17 protein-coding genes are annotated in these 17,072 nt (G+C 59.7%); 10 read left to right on the top strand and 7 right to left on the bottom strand.

Going from position 1 to position 17,072, the window contains the following annotated elements; genetic code table 11:
* From B5V00_RS09270 to B5V00_RS09255, 4 genes are all read right to left on the bottom strand, one after another.
* Positions 1–438 (bottom strand): MauE/DoxX family redox-associated membrane protein, encoded by a 438-nt coding sequence (locus tag B5V00_RS09270; RefSeq protein ID WP_085010503.1) that lies wholly within the window; start codon positions 436–438, stop codon positions 1–3.
* Entirely contained in the window at positions 435–944 is a 510-nt protein-coding gene (locus B5V00_RS09265) for a rhodanese-like domain-containing protein (RefSeq protein WP_085010502.1), read from the bottom strand. The genes B5V00_RS09270 and B5V00_RS09265 overlap by 4 nt, the downstream gene beginning before the upstream one ends.
* A gap of 2 nt (positions 945–946) precedes the next feature.
* Positions 947–1,138, bottom strand: a complete 192-nt coding sequence (locus B5V00_RS09260) for a SlyX family protein (RefSeq protein ID WP_085010501.1) — start codon at positions 1,136–1,138, stop codon at positions 947–949.
* A gap of 104 nt (positions 1,139–1,242) precedes the next feature.
* Positions 1,243–1,620 carry a desulfoferrodoxin family protein gene (locus B5V00_RS09255; RefSeq protein WP_085010500.1) on the bottom strand — a complete coding sequence of 126 codons (378 nt, stop codon included), beginning with the start codon at positions 1,618–1,620 and terminating at the stop codon, positions 1,243–1,245.
* Positions 1,621–1,854: 234 nt separating this feature from the next.
* On the opposite strand from B5V00_RS09255, the gene B5V00_RS09250 reads away from it, so the two are divergent.
* From B5V00_RS09250 to B5V00_RS09205, 10 genes are all read left to right on the top strand, one after another.
* Complete coding sequence (locus tag B5V00_RS09250; protein WP_139800717.1) at positions 1,855–2,658, top strand: SCO family protein; 804 nt, start codon at positions 1,855–1,857, stop codon at positions 2,656–2,658.
* A 7-nt stretch (positions 2,659–2,665) separates the two neighbouring features.
* A complete protein-coding gene (locus tag B5V00_RS09245) occupies positions 2,666–4,288 on the top strand; it encodes a cytochrome c oxidase subunit I (protein ID WP_085010498.1) in 1,623 nt (540 codons plus the stop codon).
* Complete coding sequence (locus B5V00_RS09240; RefSeq protein ID WP_085010497.1) at positions 4,289–4,912, top strand: cytochrome c oxidase subunit 3 family protein; 624 nt, start codon at positions 4,289–4,291, stop codon at positions 4,910–4,912.
* A gap of 38 nt (positions 4,913–4,950) precedes the next feature.
* On the top strand, positions 4,951–5,247 hold the full coding sequence (locus B5V00_RS09235; RefSeq protein WP_085010496.1) for a cytochrome C oxidase subunit IV family protein: 297 nt from the start codon (positions 4,951–4,953) through the stop codon (positions 5,245–5,247).
* Positions 5,248–5,533: 286 nt separating this feature from the next.
* A complete protein-coding gene (coxB, locus tag B5V00_RS09230) occupies positions 5,534–6,766 on the top strand; it encodes a cytochrome c oxidase subunit II (protein ID WP_085010495.1) in 1,233 nt (410 codons plus the stop codon).
* 19 nt (positions 6,767–6,785) lie between these two features.
* A complete protein-coding gene (locus B5V00_RS09225) occupies positions 6,786–7,655 on the top strand; it encodes a protoheme IX farnesyltransferase (protein WP_085010494.1) in 870 nt (289 codons plus the stop codon).
* 234 nt (positions 7,656–7,889) lie between these two features.
* Positions 7,890–8,351, top strand: a complete 462-nt coding sequence (locus B5V00_RS09220) for a hypothetical protein (RefSeq protein WP_085010493.1) — start codon at positions 7,890–7,892, stop codon at positions 8,349–8,351.
* A gap of 472 nt (positions 8,352–8,823) precedes the next feature.
* Positions 8,824–9,363 (top strand): glycine cleavage system transcriptional repressor, encoded by a 540-nt coding sequence (locus B5V00_RS09215; protein WP_085010492.1) that lies wholly within the window; start codon positions 8,824–8,826, stop codon positions 9,361–9,363.
* Between the two features lie 3 nt (positions 9,364–9,366).
* A complete protein-coding gene (gene def / locus B5V00_RS09210) occupies positions 9,367–9,867 on the top strand; it encodes a peptide deformylase (protein ID WP_085010491.1) in 501 nt (166 codons plus the stop codon).
* A 118-nt stretch (positions 9,868–9,985) separates the two neighbouring features.
* Entirely contained in the window at positions 9,986–12,799 is a 2,814-nt protein-coding gene (locus B5V00_RS09205) for a hybrid sensor histidine kinase/response regulator (RefSeq protein WP_085010490.1), read from the top strand.
* 21 nt (positions 12,800–12,820) lie between these two features.
* Here B5V00_RS09205 and cfa read toward each other — a convergent pair whose 3' ends face one another.
* From cfa to B5V00_RS09190, 3 genes are all read right to left on the bottom strand, one after another.
* Positions 12,821–13,939 carry a cyclopropane fatty acyl phospholipid synthase gene (gene cfa / locus B5V00_RS09200; protein ID WP_085010489.1) on the bottom strand — a complete coding sequence of 373 codons (1,119 nt, stop codon included), beginning with the start codon at positions 13,937–13,939 and terminating at the stop codon, positions 12,821–12,823.
* A gap of 220 nt (positions 13,940–14,159) precedes the next feature.
* Positions 14,160–15,572 (bottom strand): protoporphyrinogen oxidase, encoded by a 1,413-nt coding sequence (gene hemG / locus B5V00_RS09195; protein WP_085010488.1) that lies wholly within the window; start codon positions 15,570–15,572, stop codon positions 14,160–14,162.
* A 105-nt stretch (positions 15,573–15,677) separates the two neighbouring features.
* Positions 15,678–16,601 carry an SDR family oxidoreductase gene (locus tag B5V00_RS09190; RefSeq protein WP_085010487.1) on the bottom strand — a complete coding sequence of 308 codons (924 nt, stop codon included), beginning with the start codon at positions 16,599–16,601 and terminating at the stop codon, positions 15,678–15,680.
* Positions 16,602–17,072 lie beyond the last annotated feature (471 nt).

Below are 17,072 nucleotides of genomic sequence, written 5' to 3'. Positions count from 1 at the left end.
TCAGCGGCTCGCGCGGGGCGTGGTGAAACGGTTGCGCAGGTGAAAGCTGAAGTGGGCCAGGATCAGCAGCCCGAAATCGCGCAGCAGGGCCTCGCCGATGCCGGTTTTCGCGTCCTGGCTGAAGCAGCCGCAGCTGATGTCGAGACCGCGCAGCCAGGCTGACAGCAGCGCCGCGATGAAAACCAGGGTCAGCAGCCCGCAGAGCAGGGCGGCCGGTCGAACCCGTTGGCCGGTCAGCAGCAGCACCCCGGCGATGATCTCGATGTAGGGCAGGCAGGCCGCCAGCAGGTAGTTGAGTTGGTAGGGCAACAGCTGGTAGGCGGCGATATTGCCGGCGAAGGCGACCACGTCCTGCGCCTTGATGAACCCGGCGAACAGGAACAGACCTCCCAGCAGCAACCGGCTGCCGTGATACAGGTATTTGAGCAGCCTGTTCATGGCGTCTTCTCCGTCACCACCGGCAGCCCGGCGTCCCGCCACTCCGGGAATCCCCCTTCGTAGACCTGAACATCCCGGTAACCAGCCGCCAGCAGCTTGACAGCCAGGTCGAAGGAGTCGGGACAGCCGTAACCGTTGCAGTAGATCGCCAGGGAACGGTCGCCGGGTATCCGTTGCTGGAAGGCCGACAGCCGGCTTTCGATTTCGTCCAGCGGCAGAGAAATGGCGCCGGGCAGATGCCCCGCGGCATAGAGTTCGCTGATGCGGGCATCGATCAGCAGCAGTGAGCTGTTTTCGATGCCCCGGCGCAGGCTTGCCAGGTCGATCGGTCGTGGCGTGTTGTCTCCGGTGGGGACGGTGGCGTCACTGACGTGGATGGTCGGTGGGGAGCCCCGCAGCACCTGCATCACCAGTTTCAGGTTGGCGCTCAGGCCCATGACCACACCCAGCGTGACGATCACCAGCACTTCCAGCAGGACGCGACGCAGATTGGAATAGTCGTGCATGGCTATTCGTCTGGCGAGGGGGTCAGCTCGGGCTGCAGCCGCTGCAGGGCCTGTTGCAGAACCTTGACCTCGCGTTTCAGTTCGGCGATCCGGCGGTCTTCGGCGGCAACCACTTCGTTCAGTTCCTCGATCATCCGTTCCTGGTGAGTTGAGCGGATCTCGAGTTCGATGAGTCGTTGTACGAGTTCATTCATGGTGGGAGCATGCTAGCAGAAGCGGAGAGTGCCGACAAGCAGGATGGGACGGTATGGGGCCGCGGACGGGTGACCATCCGCGGCCGGTGTGATCGATCCGGGGTTCAGGCGACCTTGACGTCGACGGTACCTTCCCAGACGCCGTGCAGGTTGCAGCGTTCAAAGGCACGCAGGGTGAGGTTCTCGATGCCGTGCGGGATGGTGACCGGAATCTTCAGGGTCGGCTGGGTGGTGACCGCGCTCAGGTCGATACGGGCCAGGAAAACCCAGTTGGCGTAGAGGTCGATCCACTCGATGAAGTGCCCCGGCTCGTTGGGATGGGCCAGCAGCTTGCCGACCTCAACCGTCACCTCGACGGTTTCGCCGGCCCTGATCTCGGCCGGGACGCTGATCACCGGGGTATGTTTCTTCTCCAGGTCGGTCATGTTGTTGCTGTCCTTGGCCTTGTTGACCTGGCAGAAGAGGCTTCTTTCTTCGCTCATGACGGGTGTTCCTCCTTGATGGATAATGTGGGTTTTCGGTGATGCTCATTTTCCGTGCTGAATCTGCATAGGTTCATGCCGGATGATGAGTTTACCGATTCAGAACTATGATTTATCACGCTGGCGGGAGATTGCAAGAAAAAATAACAAAAACAGTCTTCAATTGACGGAAGAGTTGATGGACAGTCATTCGGGTAAAGATTCCCGGCAGTTGCAGATCAACCGGGGCACGGTATGCTTATCCTTACTATGCTTGGTCTGCGCTGCCTGATTGTCGTCTGTCTGCTGTTGTCCGGTCTCTCCGCGGGGGCGGATGACGGCGTGGCGCCGAAAATGCCGCCGAAGGTCGGGTTGGACGAGAAACTCGGTGACCGGATCCCGGCGGACCTGGAATTCACCGATGAACTCGGTCGCAAGGTGCGGCTCGGCGATCTGGTCGATCGTCCGACCCTGCTGGCCCCGGTCTATTTCCGCTGCAGCAACGTCTGCAACGTCCTGCAGAGCGGCCTGGCGCAGACCCTGCCGCGCCTCAACGAAGATCTGAAGTCGCGGATCCGGGTGATTTCCTTCAGTTTCGATCCGACGGAGACTCCGGCACTGGCGCGCGGCAGCAAGAAAATCTACCGGGCCGCGGTGAAAGGCGGTTTTCCGATGGACAACTGGAGTTTCCTGACCGGCAGCCGGGAGGCGATTGCCCGCCTGACCGACGCCATCGGTTACCGTTATTACCAGGATGGCGCGGAATTCGTCCACCCGGTGGCGGTGGCGGTCCTCTCAGCGGATGGCCGGATCGTCCGCTACCTGGAGGGCACCCGCTTTCTGCCGACCGATCTGACGCTTTCCCTGATGGAAGCCTCTGATGGCAGGCTCGGCAGCACCATCAGTCGCCTGGCCAGTTTCTGCTACAGCTACGACCCCGAGCAGCGGGGCTATGTTTTCAATATCCTGCGTGTTACCGGCATCGTCGTGACGCTCAGTGCCGTCGGCCTGTTTGCCGTGCTGGTATTCGGTGGGCGCAAACGGCGCAGGAAACCCTGAGGGATCTATGAATCAGACGGCTTCATCTTCCCAGCCGCGCGGCTTCTGGGAGGCCCCGGGAGGGCGGCGCGGCATCGGTGCGTGGGTCTTTTCCACGGATCACAAACGGATCGGACTGCTCTACTTCTATTCGACTCTGCTCTTTTTCTGTGTCGGAGCGCTGCTCGGACTGGCTCTGCGGCTGGAGCTTTTCGCTCCGGGGGCTGATTTTTTCACCCCGCAACAGTACAACGCGCTCTTTACCCTGCACGGGGTGGTGATGATTTTTCTGTTCATCATTCCGGGGATTCCGGCGGCTTTCGGCAACCTGGTGATGCCGATCCAGATCGGTGCCGAGGATGTCGCTTTTCCACGCCTGAACCTGCTTTCCTGGTGGCTCTACGCCATCGGCGCGATTCTGGCGCTGACTTCGCTGTTCACCGCCGGCGGGGCGCCGGATACCGGCTGGACCTTTTACGTGCCCTTTTCGGTGCGGACCACCACCAACGTTTCGCTGGCGACGGTGGCGGTGTTCATCATCGGTTTTTCCGGGATCCTGACCGGCCTCAATTTCCTGGTCACCATTCACCGCATGCGGGCTCCGGGGATGACCTGGTGGCGTATCCCGCTGTTCACCTGGTCGCTCTACGCCACCGCCTGGGTGCAGGTGCTGGCGACCCCGGTGCTCGGTATCACCGTGCTGCTGATTTTCGCCGAACGGGTTGTCGGCAGCGGGCTGTTCGATCCGACCCGCGGCGGTGACCCGATCATGTACCAGCACCTGTTCTGGATCTATTCCCACCCGGCGGTCTATATCATGATTCTGCCGGGGATGGGGGTGATTACCGACATCATCCCGGTCTTTGCCCGCAAGCCGGTGTTCGGCTACAAGGCGATCGCCATCTCCTCGCTGGCGATTGCCGGCGCCGGTTCGGTGGTCTGGGCGCACCACATGACCACCAGCGGCATGTCCGACACCGCGGTGCTGGTTTTTTCGCTGTTGACCTTTCTGGTGGCGATTCCCTCGGCGGTCAAGGTCTTCAACTGGGTGGCGACGCTTTACAAGGGATCGATCTCCCTTGATCCGCCGTTGCTGTTCGCCCTGTCGTTCATCTTCCTCTTCTCTATCGGCGGGCTGACAGGCCTGGTTCTCGGGGCGGCAGCGACCGATGTGCATGTTCACGACACCTATTTCGTCGTCGGTCACTTCCATTTCGTGATGTTCGGCGGCACCGGCTTTGCCTATTTTGCCGCCATGCACTACTGGCTGCCGAAAATCTATGGCCGGATGTACAACAAGAAGGCGGCGGTCTGGGGGTGGGCGCTGATGACCTTCGGCTTCATCGTCCTTTACATGTCGATGATGATTGTCGGCATGGAGGGGATGCCGCGTCGCTACTATGACTACCTGCCGAAATTCACCTTCTGGAACCAGCTGGCGACCATCGGCTCCTGGATCCTGGCGTGCGGATTGATCATCACCTTCGTCAATATCTTCCGCGGCCTGTTCAAGGGTGAGGCGGCCGGTGACAACCCCTGGGGCGGGGCAAGCCTCGAATGGCAGACTTCGTCGCCGCCACCGCTGGAAAATTTTGTCACCGAACCGGAAGTGACTCACGGACCCTATGACTTCAAGAAAGCGGGACTGTAGATGAACGATTCGACGCCCGAGAACCATGCCGCCCATCCGAAGGATTATCTCGGCGCCAAGCTCGGCATGTGGCTGTTTCTGTTTACCGAGGTGTTGCTGTTCGGCGGGCTTTTCATCCTCTACGCGGTCTACCTGCAACGCTATCCCGAAGGTTTCAAACTCGGCGGCGATCAGCTCAATGTCTGGTTCGGCGGCGGTAACACCCTGGTGCTGCTGACCAGCAGCCTGAGCGTGGCGATGGCGATTACCGCCCTGCAGCGCGGCCGGGTGAAACAGGCGGCGAACCTGGTCGGGGTGACCGTCATCATGGCGCTCTGGTTCCTGGTCAACAAATTTTTCGAGTGGAGCGCCAAAATCCAGCACGGCATCTATCCCAGTTCGGAGCATTTGAAGGAAATGCCGGGCGGCGAGCAGGTTTTTTTCAATATCTATTACCTTTCAACCGGTCTGCACGGTATCCATGTCCTGGTCGGCATGTTTGTTATGATCTGGGTGCTGATTCTGATCAAAAAAGGCAAGGTCAATCCGGACGATTACGTGACCCTGGAGAATGCCGGGCTCTACTGGCACCTGGTTGACCTGATCTGGATTTTTATCTTCCCTCTTTATTACCTGATTCTGTAGGACCGGGACGGAGAGAGATGAGAGATGAGAGATGAGAGATGAGAGATGAGACGGATGGCGACAAGGGACATATTGTTCCCTATGCGACCCTGGTGATCGTCTGGGCGGCACTGCTGACCCTGACGATCCTGACGGTGGCGGTTTCGCGCATTGATCTCGGTATGCTGAATATATGGGCCGCCCTCGGGATCGCCTGCAGCAAGTCGGTGCTGGTGATTTCCTTCTTTATGCACATGAAGTACGAGAACCGGCTGTTCAAGCTGTTTTTGATGATCGCCCTGATCACCCTGGCGACGTTTATCGGCTTCACCTTCTTTGATGTGATGTATCGTTAGTACCATGTAACCCATAATCTTTCGCATCTTGCTGGTTATTTTCCGCGTCAGCTGCGTTGCGCTTCACCGCTTCATAGCTACGGCTATGCAGTGGAAAGCGCGCCTTGTCGACACGGAAAATCCCGGCGCAATATGACGAAATCCTATGAGTTACAGGGTACTAGCCGGGGCAGGGGAAGATCGTCCGGATGACCCCGGGCCTGATTACGGATTTCGCCAGGAGAAAGTGGTGAATGCCGCCCGTTGACCCCTAAAGGGATACTTTAAGAGCAAAGGAACGCGCAACGTGAATCCGGCACTGATCACGACTCAGGACGCTGTTGATCCCGTCTTCTGGTTTATTCTCGGGATTTCCGGGGTGATCCTGTTGGCCATCACTGCGACCATGATCTGGTTCGTCATCCGTTACCGGCGTTCACGCTGCCCGGAACCGACTTCGCAGTGCGACGGTAATCTGACCCTTGAAGTCATCTGGATCGTGGTGCCGACCATCATCGTTCTGGCGATGTTCTACTACGGCTGGGCCGGTTACCTGGCCCTGCGCCAGGTTCCTCCGGACGCCATGGAGGTCACGGCCACGGCACGGATGTGGTCCTGGGATTTTGAATATGCGAACGGCAGGCACAGTGATCGGCTGTATGTTCCGGTTGGCAGGCCGGTCAAGGTCAGGCTGCTCTCAAAGGATGTGCTGCATGCCTTCTTCGTCCCGGCCTTCCGCATCAAGCGCGACACCGTGCCGGGCATGGAAAACTATGTCTGGTTTGTCGCCGATGAGCAGGGCTCCTACGACATTTTCTGTGCCGAGTACTGCGGGGTCGGTCACGCCGACATGCATACCACCGTGGAGGCGGTGCCACCGGCTGAATTCGAAGAGTGGCTGGCTGGTATGAGCGGTTCTCAGAATACGGAGAAAGGACGCTCGCTGCTGGCCCGATACGGTTGTCTCGGTTGTCACAGCCTCGACGGTTCGAACCTGGTCGGCCCGAGTTTCAAGGGGCTTGGCGGTCGCCAGGTGACTGTTATTGCAGATGGTGAAGAGCGGGTCATCACCAGTGATCGGGATTACATCAGGCGATCGTTGATCGCTCCGGGGGTGGCAGTGGTCAAGGGTTACCCGCCGGTCATGCCCTCCTATGCAGGCCAGATTACCGGACCGGAGGTGGAAGAGATGATCGATTACCTGCTGCGGATCGGACAACCCGTGAAAAACGGAGAAAGCGCAGAGTCTGAAGCAGGCCTCGATGGGGCGGGTCTCGCCCGTAGGCAGGGTTGCCTCGGCTGTCACTCGCTCGACGGCAGCCGCAAGGTCGGACCGAGCTTCAAGGGGCTCTTCGGTCGTGAACGCAGGCTGGAGGGAGGTCGGACCCTGATCGCCGACGAGGCGTACCTGACCCGCGCGATCCGGAAGCCGACCGCCGACGTGGTGGAAGGCTATCCGCCCGTGATGCCTCCCTATCCGCAACTGCGGCCCGAAGAGGTCGAGGCGATTCTCGAATGGCTGGAAGGGCTCACAGAGTAACCCCTTGCATGGGGATCGCATGAACAGGAAAACGAGCAACAACGGTCATCTCTCTCTTGCCGAATGGCGGTTGCTGTTGCGGCCGCGACTGCTGCTGATGGTCTGTGCCTCGACCCTGACCGGCGCGGTGCTGGCCCCGGGAAGCGCATCCTCGTGGACGGTGCTGCAGGCGGTCCTTGCCGTCGGCCTGCTCACTGTCGCCGGTACATTGCTCAATCAGGTCCAGGAGCGGGGTCTCGACGCGCGGATGGAACGAACCCGTGACCGGCCGCTGGCCACCGGCAGGTTGTCCGTGCCCGCGGCCCTGCGGCTCTGTGCCGGCTTGCTGCTGCCGGGCTTGCTGCTGCTTGCGGGCAGCCCGGTCGCCCTGGGGCTCGGCCTGCTGGCGGTGGTTTGGTACAATGCAGTCTACACACCTCTCAAGCGCCTGACGTCCCTGGCGGTTTTGCCCGGCGCCCTGTGCGGCGCCCTGCCGCCGCTGATTGGCTGGGTTTCAGCCGGGGGCGGTCTGCTGGACCGCCGGGTGCTGCTGTTGTCCGGACTGCTGGCTGTCTGGCAGGTTCCCCATTTCATGTTGCTGGCGCTCAGGTATCGTGACGACTACGCCCGCGCCGGTCTGCCGGTTTTTGCCGCCGGGTTGAGCGAGAGGGGCGTGCTGCGGGTGATTTCGGCCTGGACGCTGGCGGCCGCTTTCGCCGCCCTGGCGATGGCCGCTTGCGGTGGTACGTCGGGATTGTCCGGCAGGCTGTTGCTGCCGGCGCTCGGCAGCTGGCTGATCTATGGATTCTGGCGCCAGGCCCGGAGGGGCAGCCTGGCACCGTTTTTCATGCGGTTGAATCTCTTCATGTTGCTGGTTCTGGCGGCGCTGCTTGCTGATTATCTGGTTTGAATTCTCATCGACAATGGAGCAGCAGGGTGCCGGTCAGTAAAATGCCTTGATCCGGTACCGTTAAATCACCAACCTGAAGAGCGACGTCCCTGCCGTCGGCGGTCCTGCCCCCGGGGATTCTGCCGCGACCTGAGGGATCTTCAGTGTTTTTTGCGGCCTGCCGCCGAATTGGCTTATTTAGTGCAAAATCGGCTGTTATGGCACTATTTCCAGTCCTCCCCGAGGAGGGGCCGCATGGATCGTGAACACCAGCTGGGTGAATATCTCAAGGGCGCATTGGCGGGCAAGCTGATTGACAGCAATGTCCGCCGGGCCAGTTGCGAAGAGCAGCGGACCGCGCGGGAAAACTCCAGCGTGTTGCGGCTTGACGCTCCCGAAGTGCTGGTGGTTCGTTCCCGGCAGGATCTCTGTGTCCATGTCAACAACTTTTCTTCGCGCCCGGCGCGGGGGACCCTGTTACTCAGGGGTGATGAAACCGCCCGCGGCGTCAGTTACGAATTCGACGCCCCCTTCGAACTTGACGCCGATGACGGCCACTGCTGCATCTCCTTTCCCTGGCGTGCTCCCGCCTATCCGACCCGGATCAAGTGGTCGGCCTCGGTCCATTTCGAAAATCAGATGGGATTCAGTCTGCCTGAATGCTCGGCCGCCACTGTTGTTGTCCGAGAGTTTTCCAATCCGGTTCATCTCAGTTGACACCCTGAATCCGTGAATTCATTGCCGGCGAGTCGCGCAAGTGATGAACCTGCCTGCAGTTCCCAAAAAACACCGGCGACCCTGTGAGTGCGCCCGAGATTTTTGAAAACCGCATTCAGGCCAGGCACTTACACGCCTCATCCGACATGAATCCACTGATTCAGGGAAACAGCCGTCGGCTGTTCACCCTCATCGTTCCCTTCGGAACAACAGATCCGCTGCCGGTTCCCGGCGGTTCCTTCCTTTTTCGCAGGGGGCGATATCCGCTCAGCGGGGCGGTTGTACATTCCTGTCCGGGCACGATTGCCGGAGGCTGGAAATCCCGGGCAGTGCGTGTTAAAAGGAAAGGATCAAAACAAAGTCGCGGGGGTGATGGCCGGCTTCGGGATATCCCGGGACGTCCTCGTACCCCCGTCACAAACGGTGCCGGACTCCGTTGTTTCGGTTTGCGGCCACCCAGGAGGGACGCTTCATGAATCATTACGCCTTGACCATCATTGGTCGTGACCACCCCGGCATCGTTTCCCGGGTGACCGAAATCCTCTATCGCCGGGGGTGCAATATCGCCGACTCAAGCTGCTCGATCCTCGGCGGTCAGTTTGCCATGCTGTTGATCATCTCCCAGCCGGAAGAAGAAAGCGGTGAGGATCTGCTGCACTATTTCGCCCCCCTCGAAGAGGAAAACCTCTCGGTTTTCCTGCGGACGCTTCGGCCGGGGGGGGAGATCCGGCTGCATCTTCAGGGTGAGCTGTGCATGGTTTCGGTGTATGGTTCGGACAAGCCGGGCATCGTATACCGGGTCGCCCGCGAACTCGGTGAGCGCGAGATCAATATCACTGATCTCAATACCAAGCTGATCGGCAGCGAACAGCGGCCGGTGTATGTCATGATGCTGGAAGCGATGCTGCCGGCTGGAATGTCGGTCAAGGACCTTGAGCAGGCGATGGCCGCAGTTGCCGGGGAACTGCAGGTTGATATTTCGGTTCGCGCCATCAACCCGGTGGAGCTGTAACCGATGGCGGTTCGCGATATCCTGCTTTATCCCGATCCGCGGCTGAAAATGGTCTGTGACACGGTTCCTGAAGGCCAGGACCTTGGGCCCCTGATTCAGGATCTGCTTGACACTATGTACGAAGCAGGTCATTCGGTCGGTGTGGCCGCACCGCAGATCGGGGTGCCCCTGCGGGTGGTGGTGGTTGATGTCTCCGGCAGCAAGCTGGGTCGGAAGAACAACCATGGCTGCCTGGTGATGGTGAATCCCGAGATTCTTGAGCGGGAAGGATCCATGACCATGCGTGAAGGGTGCATGAGCGTCCCCGACTACACCGGCAACGTGACCCGTGCCGAAGAAGTTTTGGTGCAGTTCCATGACCGGGGTGGCACCGGGAGAGTGATTCGGGCGGGCGGTTTTGAGGCGGTGGCGATTCAGCATGAAATCGATCATCTCGACGGTTATCTCTTTCTTGACCGGGTTTCGAGCCTCAAAACCGATCTTTTTCGTCGTAAACAGCGATGATTTTTATCGCCTCCCTTCCAGGAACGCCCTCTTCGGTTGACATGGCGCAGTAATTCCACTAAGAATTGCGATAGAACATTGTTTTCTTTTTGGGGCGAGCGTGCCATGAGGGGGCGTTGTGAAAATTTCCATCCGCAGTGCGCTGCTGGTCAGTTTCCTGGTCGTGATCTGGGGGACCTATCTGATCACGGCCTCGCTTGGCCGCTACAGTTCTGAAAAGACACTGGAAAATCATGCCCGCCTGATCATGGACGGCATCGCCTCCTACGCGATGGAGCAGAGCCAGAACTACCTCGGTAAAGCCGAAAAGGCCGCCGACCTGACCAAGCGGTTGCTCAAATCGAAGGTTCTCGGTCAGAACAACCTGCCCGCCCTCGAAGCCTATTTTCTCAACCAGCTGAAAATCTATCCCGATATCGCCGGTATCTATCTCGGAACTCCCGAAGGTGAGTTTTACTACGTCAGCCGTAATAACCAGAGGTCGGCGGGAGGTTTTCGGACCAAGGAGATTACCTTCGACAAGTCAGGGTCCCGACGGGTCCGTCTCGATTGGTGGGATGCCGATGGTGCCGCCGTCGGCACCGAAACCGCCGCTGACGATCGTTATGATCCGCGTCAGCGGCCCTGGTATCGCGGGGCCATCGACAGTGGCGGTATCTTCTGGACCGATCCCTATATCTTCTATACTTCGCAGAACCCCGGAGTGACCATCAGTGGGCCCTCCTATCGCCGTGACGGCAGCCTGCGGGGTGTGGTCGGCGTCGATATCGAGATCGACCAGCTTTCGACGTTTATTGCCAAGTTGCGTATCGGCAGCCACGGGCAGGCCCTGTTGCTCAATCGCAATCGGGAAGTGGTTGCCTTCCACGACGTTGAGCAGATCAAACACCATCAGCAGGGGGAGAGCAGCAGCAAGCGCCTGGTCACCATCGACGAGTTCTCCGATCCGCTCAGCCGGGCCGCGGTGGCAGCTGTCGGCCTGCCGCTGGCGGGGGACAAGGAACTGCACCTCAGTCGCGCGCGTTATGCCAAGTTCAGTCACGACGGTGTTTCCTACCTGGCCATGTTCACTCCCTTTCCAAATCCTCACTGGCCATGGGTGATCGGCATGTACATGCCCGAGGATGACTACCTCGGAGCGCTTAAGGCTTCCCGCCATCGAACCCGCCTGGTTGCCCTGGGCATCTCTCTGCTTGCCAGCCTTTTCGCCTGCTGGCTGGCAGCCTCTCTGAGCCGGCCGATTCTCGGGCTGAGACGTTATGCCACCCGTGATCAGGAACCCGTGTCCGGGGATGTTCCGTCCATCAGCGCCAGCCGGTTTCTTGAAATCAGTGAAACCGCCAGTTGTTTTGAACGCATCCAGCAGGATCTTGCCGACCAGACCCTCGGCCGGCGGCATGCCGAGCTGTTTCTGCAGCGGGCCGAGGAACAGTATCGTTCCCTGGTGGAGAATCTCAATGTCGGTGTTTTCCGTACCCGGCTTGACGGCCGTATCGTCAATGCCAACCCGGAGCTTGTGCGGATGGCCGGTTGCAAGGATCTGGAGGAACTGAAACGCCACCGGATCGAAGATTTCTACGCCGAACCGCAGGATCGCCGGCGGCTGATCGAGCTGTTGCGTGAACAGGGCAGCGTTCGCAACTGGGAAGTGCGGATGCTGAGTCTGCGACGCAGTGAACCTCACTGGTCGCTGCTGCATGTGACCCTCAACCGCAGCGGAGACGAGGAATTTCTTGACGGCCTGGTGGAGGATATCAGCGACCGCAAACGTCAGGAGGAGATGCTGATTGCCGCTGAACGGATGGCGGCGGTCGGAACCCTGACCAGCGGGGTTGCTCATGAATTCAACAATATCAACACCGGGGTTCTCGGATATGCCGAACTGGGTCTTCAGCAGAAGGATCTTCCGCCTCAGGCGGCCGCCTTTTTCGATCTGGTACGTGCTGCGGCCCTGCGCAGCAAGGAACTGACCGGCAGCCTGCTGTCGATATCCAACCGCAACCAGACCCGTATGGTGCCAGCGCTGCTGCACGAAGTGGTGGAGGAAAGCCTGTCCCTGGTCAAGGGCGAGATGATCAGTGACGGGATTGAGCTGCGGCAGGAGATCAAGCCCATGCCGCCGCTGCTGTTTGATCGGGTGCAGATCGGGCAGGTGGTTCTCAACCTGCTGCTGAATGCCCGTCACGCCCTGTTGGGGCAGCCGACCAGGCGGATCAGCATCAGTACTGGTGAGGATGGTGACGAGATCTGGGTGCGGGTCGAGGACAGCGGTTGTGGTATTGATCGTGAAGATCTGCCGCGGATCTTCACGCCCTTTTTTTCCACCAAGGGAGAACATGCCGCCCCCGAGAGCCACCAGGCGCTGGTCAAGGGCAGCGGTCTTGGGCTTTCGGTCTGCCACACCATTGCCGTCAATCATCATGGCAGTCTCAGTGTTGAAAGCACTCCCGGAAAGGGAAGTTGCTTCACCCTGACCCTGCCGCGGGTTCCGGCGAATGACGATTCAGAATGCGAGCCGGTGACAATTCCACCGCCGATTGTTCGGAGTCGAATTCTGCTGCTTGATGATGAACAGGTGGTGCGGGATATCGTCTGCCAGGTCCTGAGTAACGATGGCTACAATATCGAAGCGACCGACGACGGGAATGAAGCCCTGCGGATTGCCGGTGAGAAGCCGCTGGATCTGATCCTGGTTGACCTGCAGATGCCGAAAATGAGTGGTCGTGATTTTCTTGCCCGGCTGAAAGGCCTGGGGCTCGACAACCCTCCGCGGGCCCTGATTCTGACCGGCCAGGTTGCTGCTGAACAGGACATCGCCGAGTCGCTGCACGAGTTCGGAGTGATTGGCCTGGTGCCGAAACCCTTTACCCTGGTGGAATTGCGGGAGCAGGTCAGTCGGGCCCTCTCCGCAGCGACTGTCCAGGTTGGCTGATTGCCGCAGCCTGCCCGCTGTTCAACGGGCTATCCGATAGCCGCCGGGGATGCCCTGTCGTGACAGGACGATCTGCCAGACCTGGTTTTCCCTGGCGCGGAAGGCCCCGGCGCTGCTCAGCAGGTAGTAGTTCCACATCCGCCGGAACCGTTCATCGTAGCTCTTCCGCAGGTCGGGCCAGGCCTCCTCGAAATTTGACTGCCAGGCCATCAGTGTGCGGTCATAGTCGGGGCCGAAATTGTGCCAGTCCTCCAGTACCAGCAGCCCTTCCCATGCTTTGGTGACCTGGGACGCCGAGGGGAGCATGCCGTTGGGAAAGATGTAGCGTTCGATCCAGGGATCGGTTCGCACTGTGGTTTCGTTGCCGGCAATGGTGTGCAGCAGGAAGAGACCGTCATCGGTGAGCAGGTCACTCACCTTGCGGAAGTAGGTCACGTAGTTCTTGTAGCCGACATGTTCGAACATGCCGACTGAAAGGATGCGGTCGAAGCGACCCTTGAGGTCGCGGTAGTCCCGGACCAGGATTTCGATCGGCAGATCCCGGCAGTATTCCCGGGCCAGTTCGGCCTGGGCGGTGGAGACCGTGATCCCGGTGACTTCAACGCCGTGACGTTCCGCCAGGTAGCGTGCTGTGCCGCCCCAGCCGCAGCCGATATCGAGAACCTTCTGTCCTTCGGCCAGCTGCAGTTTGCGGCAGATCAGGTCAAGTTTGTTCTCCTGCGCCCGGTCAAGGGTGTCGGCGTCCTGCCAGTAACCGCAGCTGTAGATCATGCGCTCGTCGAGCATGCGGCGATAGAGGTCATTGCCGATATCATAGTGCCGTTTTCCCACCTGGAAGGCGCGGCGCCGTGACTGGCGGTTGGAAAGGCGCGCCCGCAGGGCGTCGACGAGGAGGGCCAGGCTGTGCAGCCTGCGGTCAAGTCGGGCACGCATGGCGCGGCAGATCATCTGGTCGATGGCCGGACAGTCCCACCAGCCGTCCATGTAGGCTTCACCGAAACCAAGGGATCCTTGTGCCAGAATCCGACGAAACAGATCCGGATGGTGAACGCGGAGATCCCAGGGACGGTCGCCGTCGATGAGAATATCGGCAGCGGCGAGCAGTTTTTCCAGTCGGCGACGGTAATTGACCCCGGTCATGATGTCCTCCAGGGATAACCCTGAATCAGTGAGCCCCTTGTCGGTGGATAGCACAAGTCATTGATCTTCCTGATCTTCCCCAAAATCACCAGCGACTTATATATACTTCAGATTCTTGAAAACCTCCAGACCAGGCACTTGCACTCTCCATCCAACAGGAACTCACTGATTCAGGATAAAGCCCACGCAATTGCGGCGGCAGAGCGGTGATGGAGGCCGCTCAGTTATTCCGGCTGCGCACGAAGTCGATGATTCTCTCCGCGACCCGGTTGCCGGCATCAACACAGTCGTTGAGACCGACGCCGAAAAAGGCGTTGCCGCTGACAAACAGGCCGGGCCGGTTCTGCAATGCGGTTTCGAGCGCCTGCAGTCGACGTTGATGCCCGACCCGGTACTGCGGGATCGCCCGGTGGTGGCGGAAAATCCTGATAAAATCAGGTTCGGCGTCGATAGCCATGATCTGTTTCAGGTCGGCACGGACCTGACGGATGATTTCGCTTTCGGGCAGGTCGATGGCCTCCGGGTTGGTCGCACCGCCCAGCATCGATCGCAGCATGACCATCCCTTCCGGGGCGCGACGGGGGAAGATACTCGAATCCCACAAGGTGCCGAGGGTGTGTCGTCCCTCGCTGCGGGGGGTGAGATAGCCGAAACCGTCGAGGGAGAGCGGTATTTTATCCCGCTGGTAGCCGAAGCAGACGACGTTCATGACCGCATAGGGAATTTCATCAAGGACGGGTTTCAGTTCCGGCAGCAGTTCCCGGGTCATTCCGGCCAAAGCATAGGCGGGGGCGGTACACAGCACCATATCCGCCTCTAAAGAGTCGCCGCTGCCGAGTTGCACCTGGTAGCCGTCGCTCTTTTTCCTGATGCCGGTGACTTCGCTGTCACAACGGATGTCACCCTGTAAGGCTTCGGCGAGCGCATCGGTCAGCTCCTGGATGCCTTCGCTGAAAGAGGTCAGTACGCCTCCCGGGCCGGCAGCACTGGCCACCTGCTTGCCGGCTTTGCGCTCGGCTTTCTTCTTTTTCGCCAGCCTGATCATTGCCTTCAGCAGCCCGCCATATTCCTGCTCCAGTTGTTGAATACGAGGGAAACAACTGGCGAGGCTCATCTGCTCCGGGTCACCGGCAAAAATGCCGGAGACCATCGGCGCGATCAGTTTGTCGAGGGCTTCGGCGCCGAGCCGGCGCCGGGAAAAATCAGCCAGGGTCTCATCCTCGCCATCTTTTTTGGCCGGGATCAGGATCTCGCCGGCCAGGCGCACTTTTCCCGGCCAGCTGATCAATTTTGATTTGAGAAAGGCCGCCCCTGATTCGGGCAGCTGGTGCAGTCGCGCGTTACTGTAGATGAAGCGTTTACGGGCGTTGTCGTTGGAACGCAGCAGGTGATCGTTCAGGGCCAGTTGGGCGCAGAGGTCCAGGGTGTGTGGTTTGTTGTCGAGAAATCCGTTCGGTCCCCATTCACAGAGAAATCCCTGATCACGGATGCTCCGGATCTTACCGCCGACGCGGTTGTCCTTGTCGAGGAGGGTGATCGTTATTTCCAGTCCCTGCCGTGCGGCCCGTTGTTGCAGTGCGTAGGCCGCTGAAAGGCCGGAGATGCCGCCGCCGATAATGATAATTCTGTTCATTCTGGTTCCCGGTATGTTGTGGTTTGCTATCGTCTGGATACGGATCTGAACTTATCGTCCGGCTGCGAACCGGATTTTACCTTGAATCAGTTGTCGTTGCATGGGTCAGGGTTCGGCCTGCAGACGTTTGAAAAAATCGGGATCGAGCCGCTTCATTTCTGCCACCGAAGCTGCCAGCCCTTCTTCCAGGGTCGGGTAGAGCAGCCGGACCCCGAGCTGTTCGAGCATTCGCCGGTTGTCCATGCGGCGTGATTCCTGGAAGTAGGAGAGCATCAGCGGGTTCATCACTTTCTGTGCCTCGTTCCGGTCGATCTGCGGTGGACGGGGCAGGCCGAAGGCGTCGGCAACGGCATTGAAGTAGTGGGTCATGGTGCTGGTCTGTCCGTCACAGACATTGAAAATATCGCCATCGCGACCTTTTTCAAGGGCCGCCAGGCAGATTCTGGCGAGATCGTCGGCATGGATGCGATTGGTCAGGCTGGCCTGGTCTTCGCGCAACAGGGGGTGCCTTTCGAGAATCCTGTGCAGGGCGAAACGAAAGGGGCCATAGATCCCCGTGACCCGCAGGATAATGCTCGGCAGATTGTGTCTCAGGGCGAAGCCGCGGATGGTTTTTTCGGCGTCAAACCTGCGCCTGGCCCGCGCGGTCTGCGGATTGGCCGGGGTGTCTTCATTGACCGGTCGGTCGCCGCAGTCGCCGTAGACGCCGCTGGTGCTGAGATAGACAATCCGGGACGGTTCCGTCCCCGCCGGTATCGCTTCGCAGAAATGCCGGACCTTCGGGTCCTCAAACCCGCCGCCCGGCGGCGGTGCCGCGTAGAGAACCCGGCTGCCGGCGACCGGCAGATCGTTGAGAGAGTCCGGATCGCGAAGATCGGCCAGCAGGGGCTGGATACCGGCCGCGGCAAGTTTCTCAGCGTTCTGCTCATTGCGCACCAGACCGAAGACCTGTTGCCCGGCTGCCAGGGCAAGACGGGCGACCCGGGTACCGATGTCGCCGCAGCCAATGATCAGAAGTGGTTCGTTCATGGTTTCTCCTGCCGAAGGGAAGATTCGGACGCAGTGGCTTCAGTTTATAACTTGCGGATATGCTTCTGGCAAGGGTTCTTCCCGTCGGTGACCTGACTGTTCAAATGCACAGTCGCCAAGGGGAGATCCGCAGAAAAACTAATACGGGAAAACACGTGGCTGCCGATCGGGATTGCCGATATAGTTCAGCACAAGTCAGGAGCCGTTGTGGCAGGCGGTTCCTGGTGCGAGTGTCCAACTCGTTTCCTTACCCACCTATAGCAACACCAGCGTCACAACCCTTCTGTTTGACGCGTCGCCTTCACCCTCCTGAGCGGCGCGTCTTTTTTTGTCTGCGAGGGGCGGGTCTTTTCCGCCAACTCTGCGTTGCGTCCTTCTTCGCTTGTGCGACATAGCTTCCGCTATGTCTCCGCGTTCATCAGTCCGCGCCTTGATTTGACGAAAAATCCCTCGCCCTTGGGCCGGGGGAGG

The sequence above is a fragment of the Geothermobacter hydrogeniphilus genome, from assembly GCF_002093115.1.
GTDB classification, from domain to species: domain Bacteria; phylum Desulfobacterota; class Desulfuromonadia; order Desulfuromonadales; family Geothermobacteraceae; genus Geothermobacter_A; species Geothermobacter_A hydrogeniphilus.
Note: the sequence above shows the minus strand (reverse complement) of the source record. Positions and strands in the feature narration are given on the sequence as shown.

Excerpts from the sequence above, each read along its gene's own strand:
- B5V00_RS09270 (WP_085010503.1), bottom strand. The coding sequence starts at position 438 with ATGAACAGGCTGCTCAAATACCTGTATCACGGCAGCCGGTTGCTGCTG.
- B5V00_RS09265 (WP_085010502.1), bottom strand. The coding sequence starts at position 944 with ATGCACGACTATTCCAATCTGCGTCGCGTCCTGCTGGAAGTGCTGGTG.
- B5V00_RS09260 (WP_085010501.1), bottom strand. The coding sequence starts at position 1,138 with ATGAATGAACTCGTACAACGACTCATCGAACTCGAGATCCGCTCAACT.
- B5V00_RS09255 (WP_085010500.1), bottom strand. The coding sequence starts at position 1,620 with ATGAGCGAAGAAAGAAGCCTCTTCTGCCAGGTCAACAAGGCCAAGGAC.
- B5V00_RS09250 (WP_139800717.1), top strand. The coding sequence starts at position 1,855 with ATGCTTATCCTTACTATGCTTGGTCTGCGCTGCCTGATTGTCGTCTGT.
- B5V00_RS09245 (WP_085010498.1), top strand. The coding sequence starts at position 2,666 with ATGAATCAGACGGCTTCATCTTCCCAGCCGCGCGGCTTCTGGGAGGCC.
- B5V00_RS09240 (WP_085010497.1), top strand. The coding sequence starts at position 4,289 with ATGAACGATTCGACGCCCGAGAACCATGCCGCCCATCCGAAGGATTAT.
- B5V00_RS09235 (WP_085010496.1), top strand. The coding sequence starts at position 4,951 with ATGAGAGATGAGACGGATGGCGACAAGGGACATATTGTTCCCTATGCG.
- B5V00_RS09225 (WP_085010494.1), top strand. The coding sequence starts at position 6,786 with ATGAACAGGAAAACGAGCAACAACGGTCATCTCTCTCTTGCCGAATGG.
- B5V00_RS09220 (WP_085010493.1), top strand. The coding sequence starts at position 7,890 with ATGGATCGTGAACACCAGCTGGGTGAATATCTCAAGGGCGCATTGGCG.
- B5V00_RS09215 (WP_085010492.1), top strand. The coding sequence starts at position 8,824 with ATGAATCATTACGCCTTGACCATCATTGGTCGTGACCACCCCGGCATC.
- def (WP_085010491.1), top strand. The coding sequence starts at position 9,367 with ATGGCGGTTCGCGATATCCTGCTTTATCCCGATCCGCGGCTGAAAATG.
- cfa (WP_085010489.1), bottom strand. The coding sequence starts at position 13,939 with ATGACCGGGGTCAATTACCGTCGCCGACTGGAAAAACTGCTCGCCGCT.
- hemG (WP_085010488.1), bottom strand. The coding sequence starts at position 15,572 with ATGAACAGAATTATCATTATCGGCGGCGGCATCTCCGGCCTTTCAGCG.
- B5V00_RS09190 (WP_085010487.1), bottom strand. The coding sequence starts at position 16,601 with ATGAACGAACCACTTCTGATCATTGGCTGCGGCGACATCGGTACCCGG.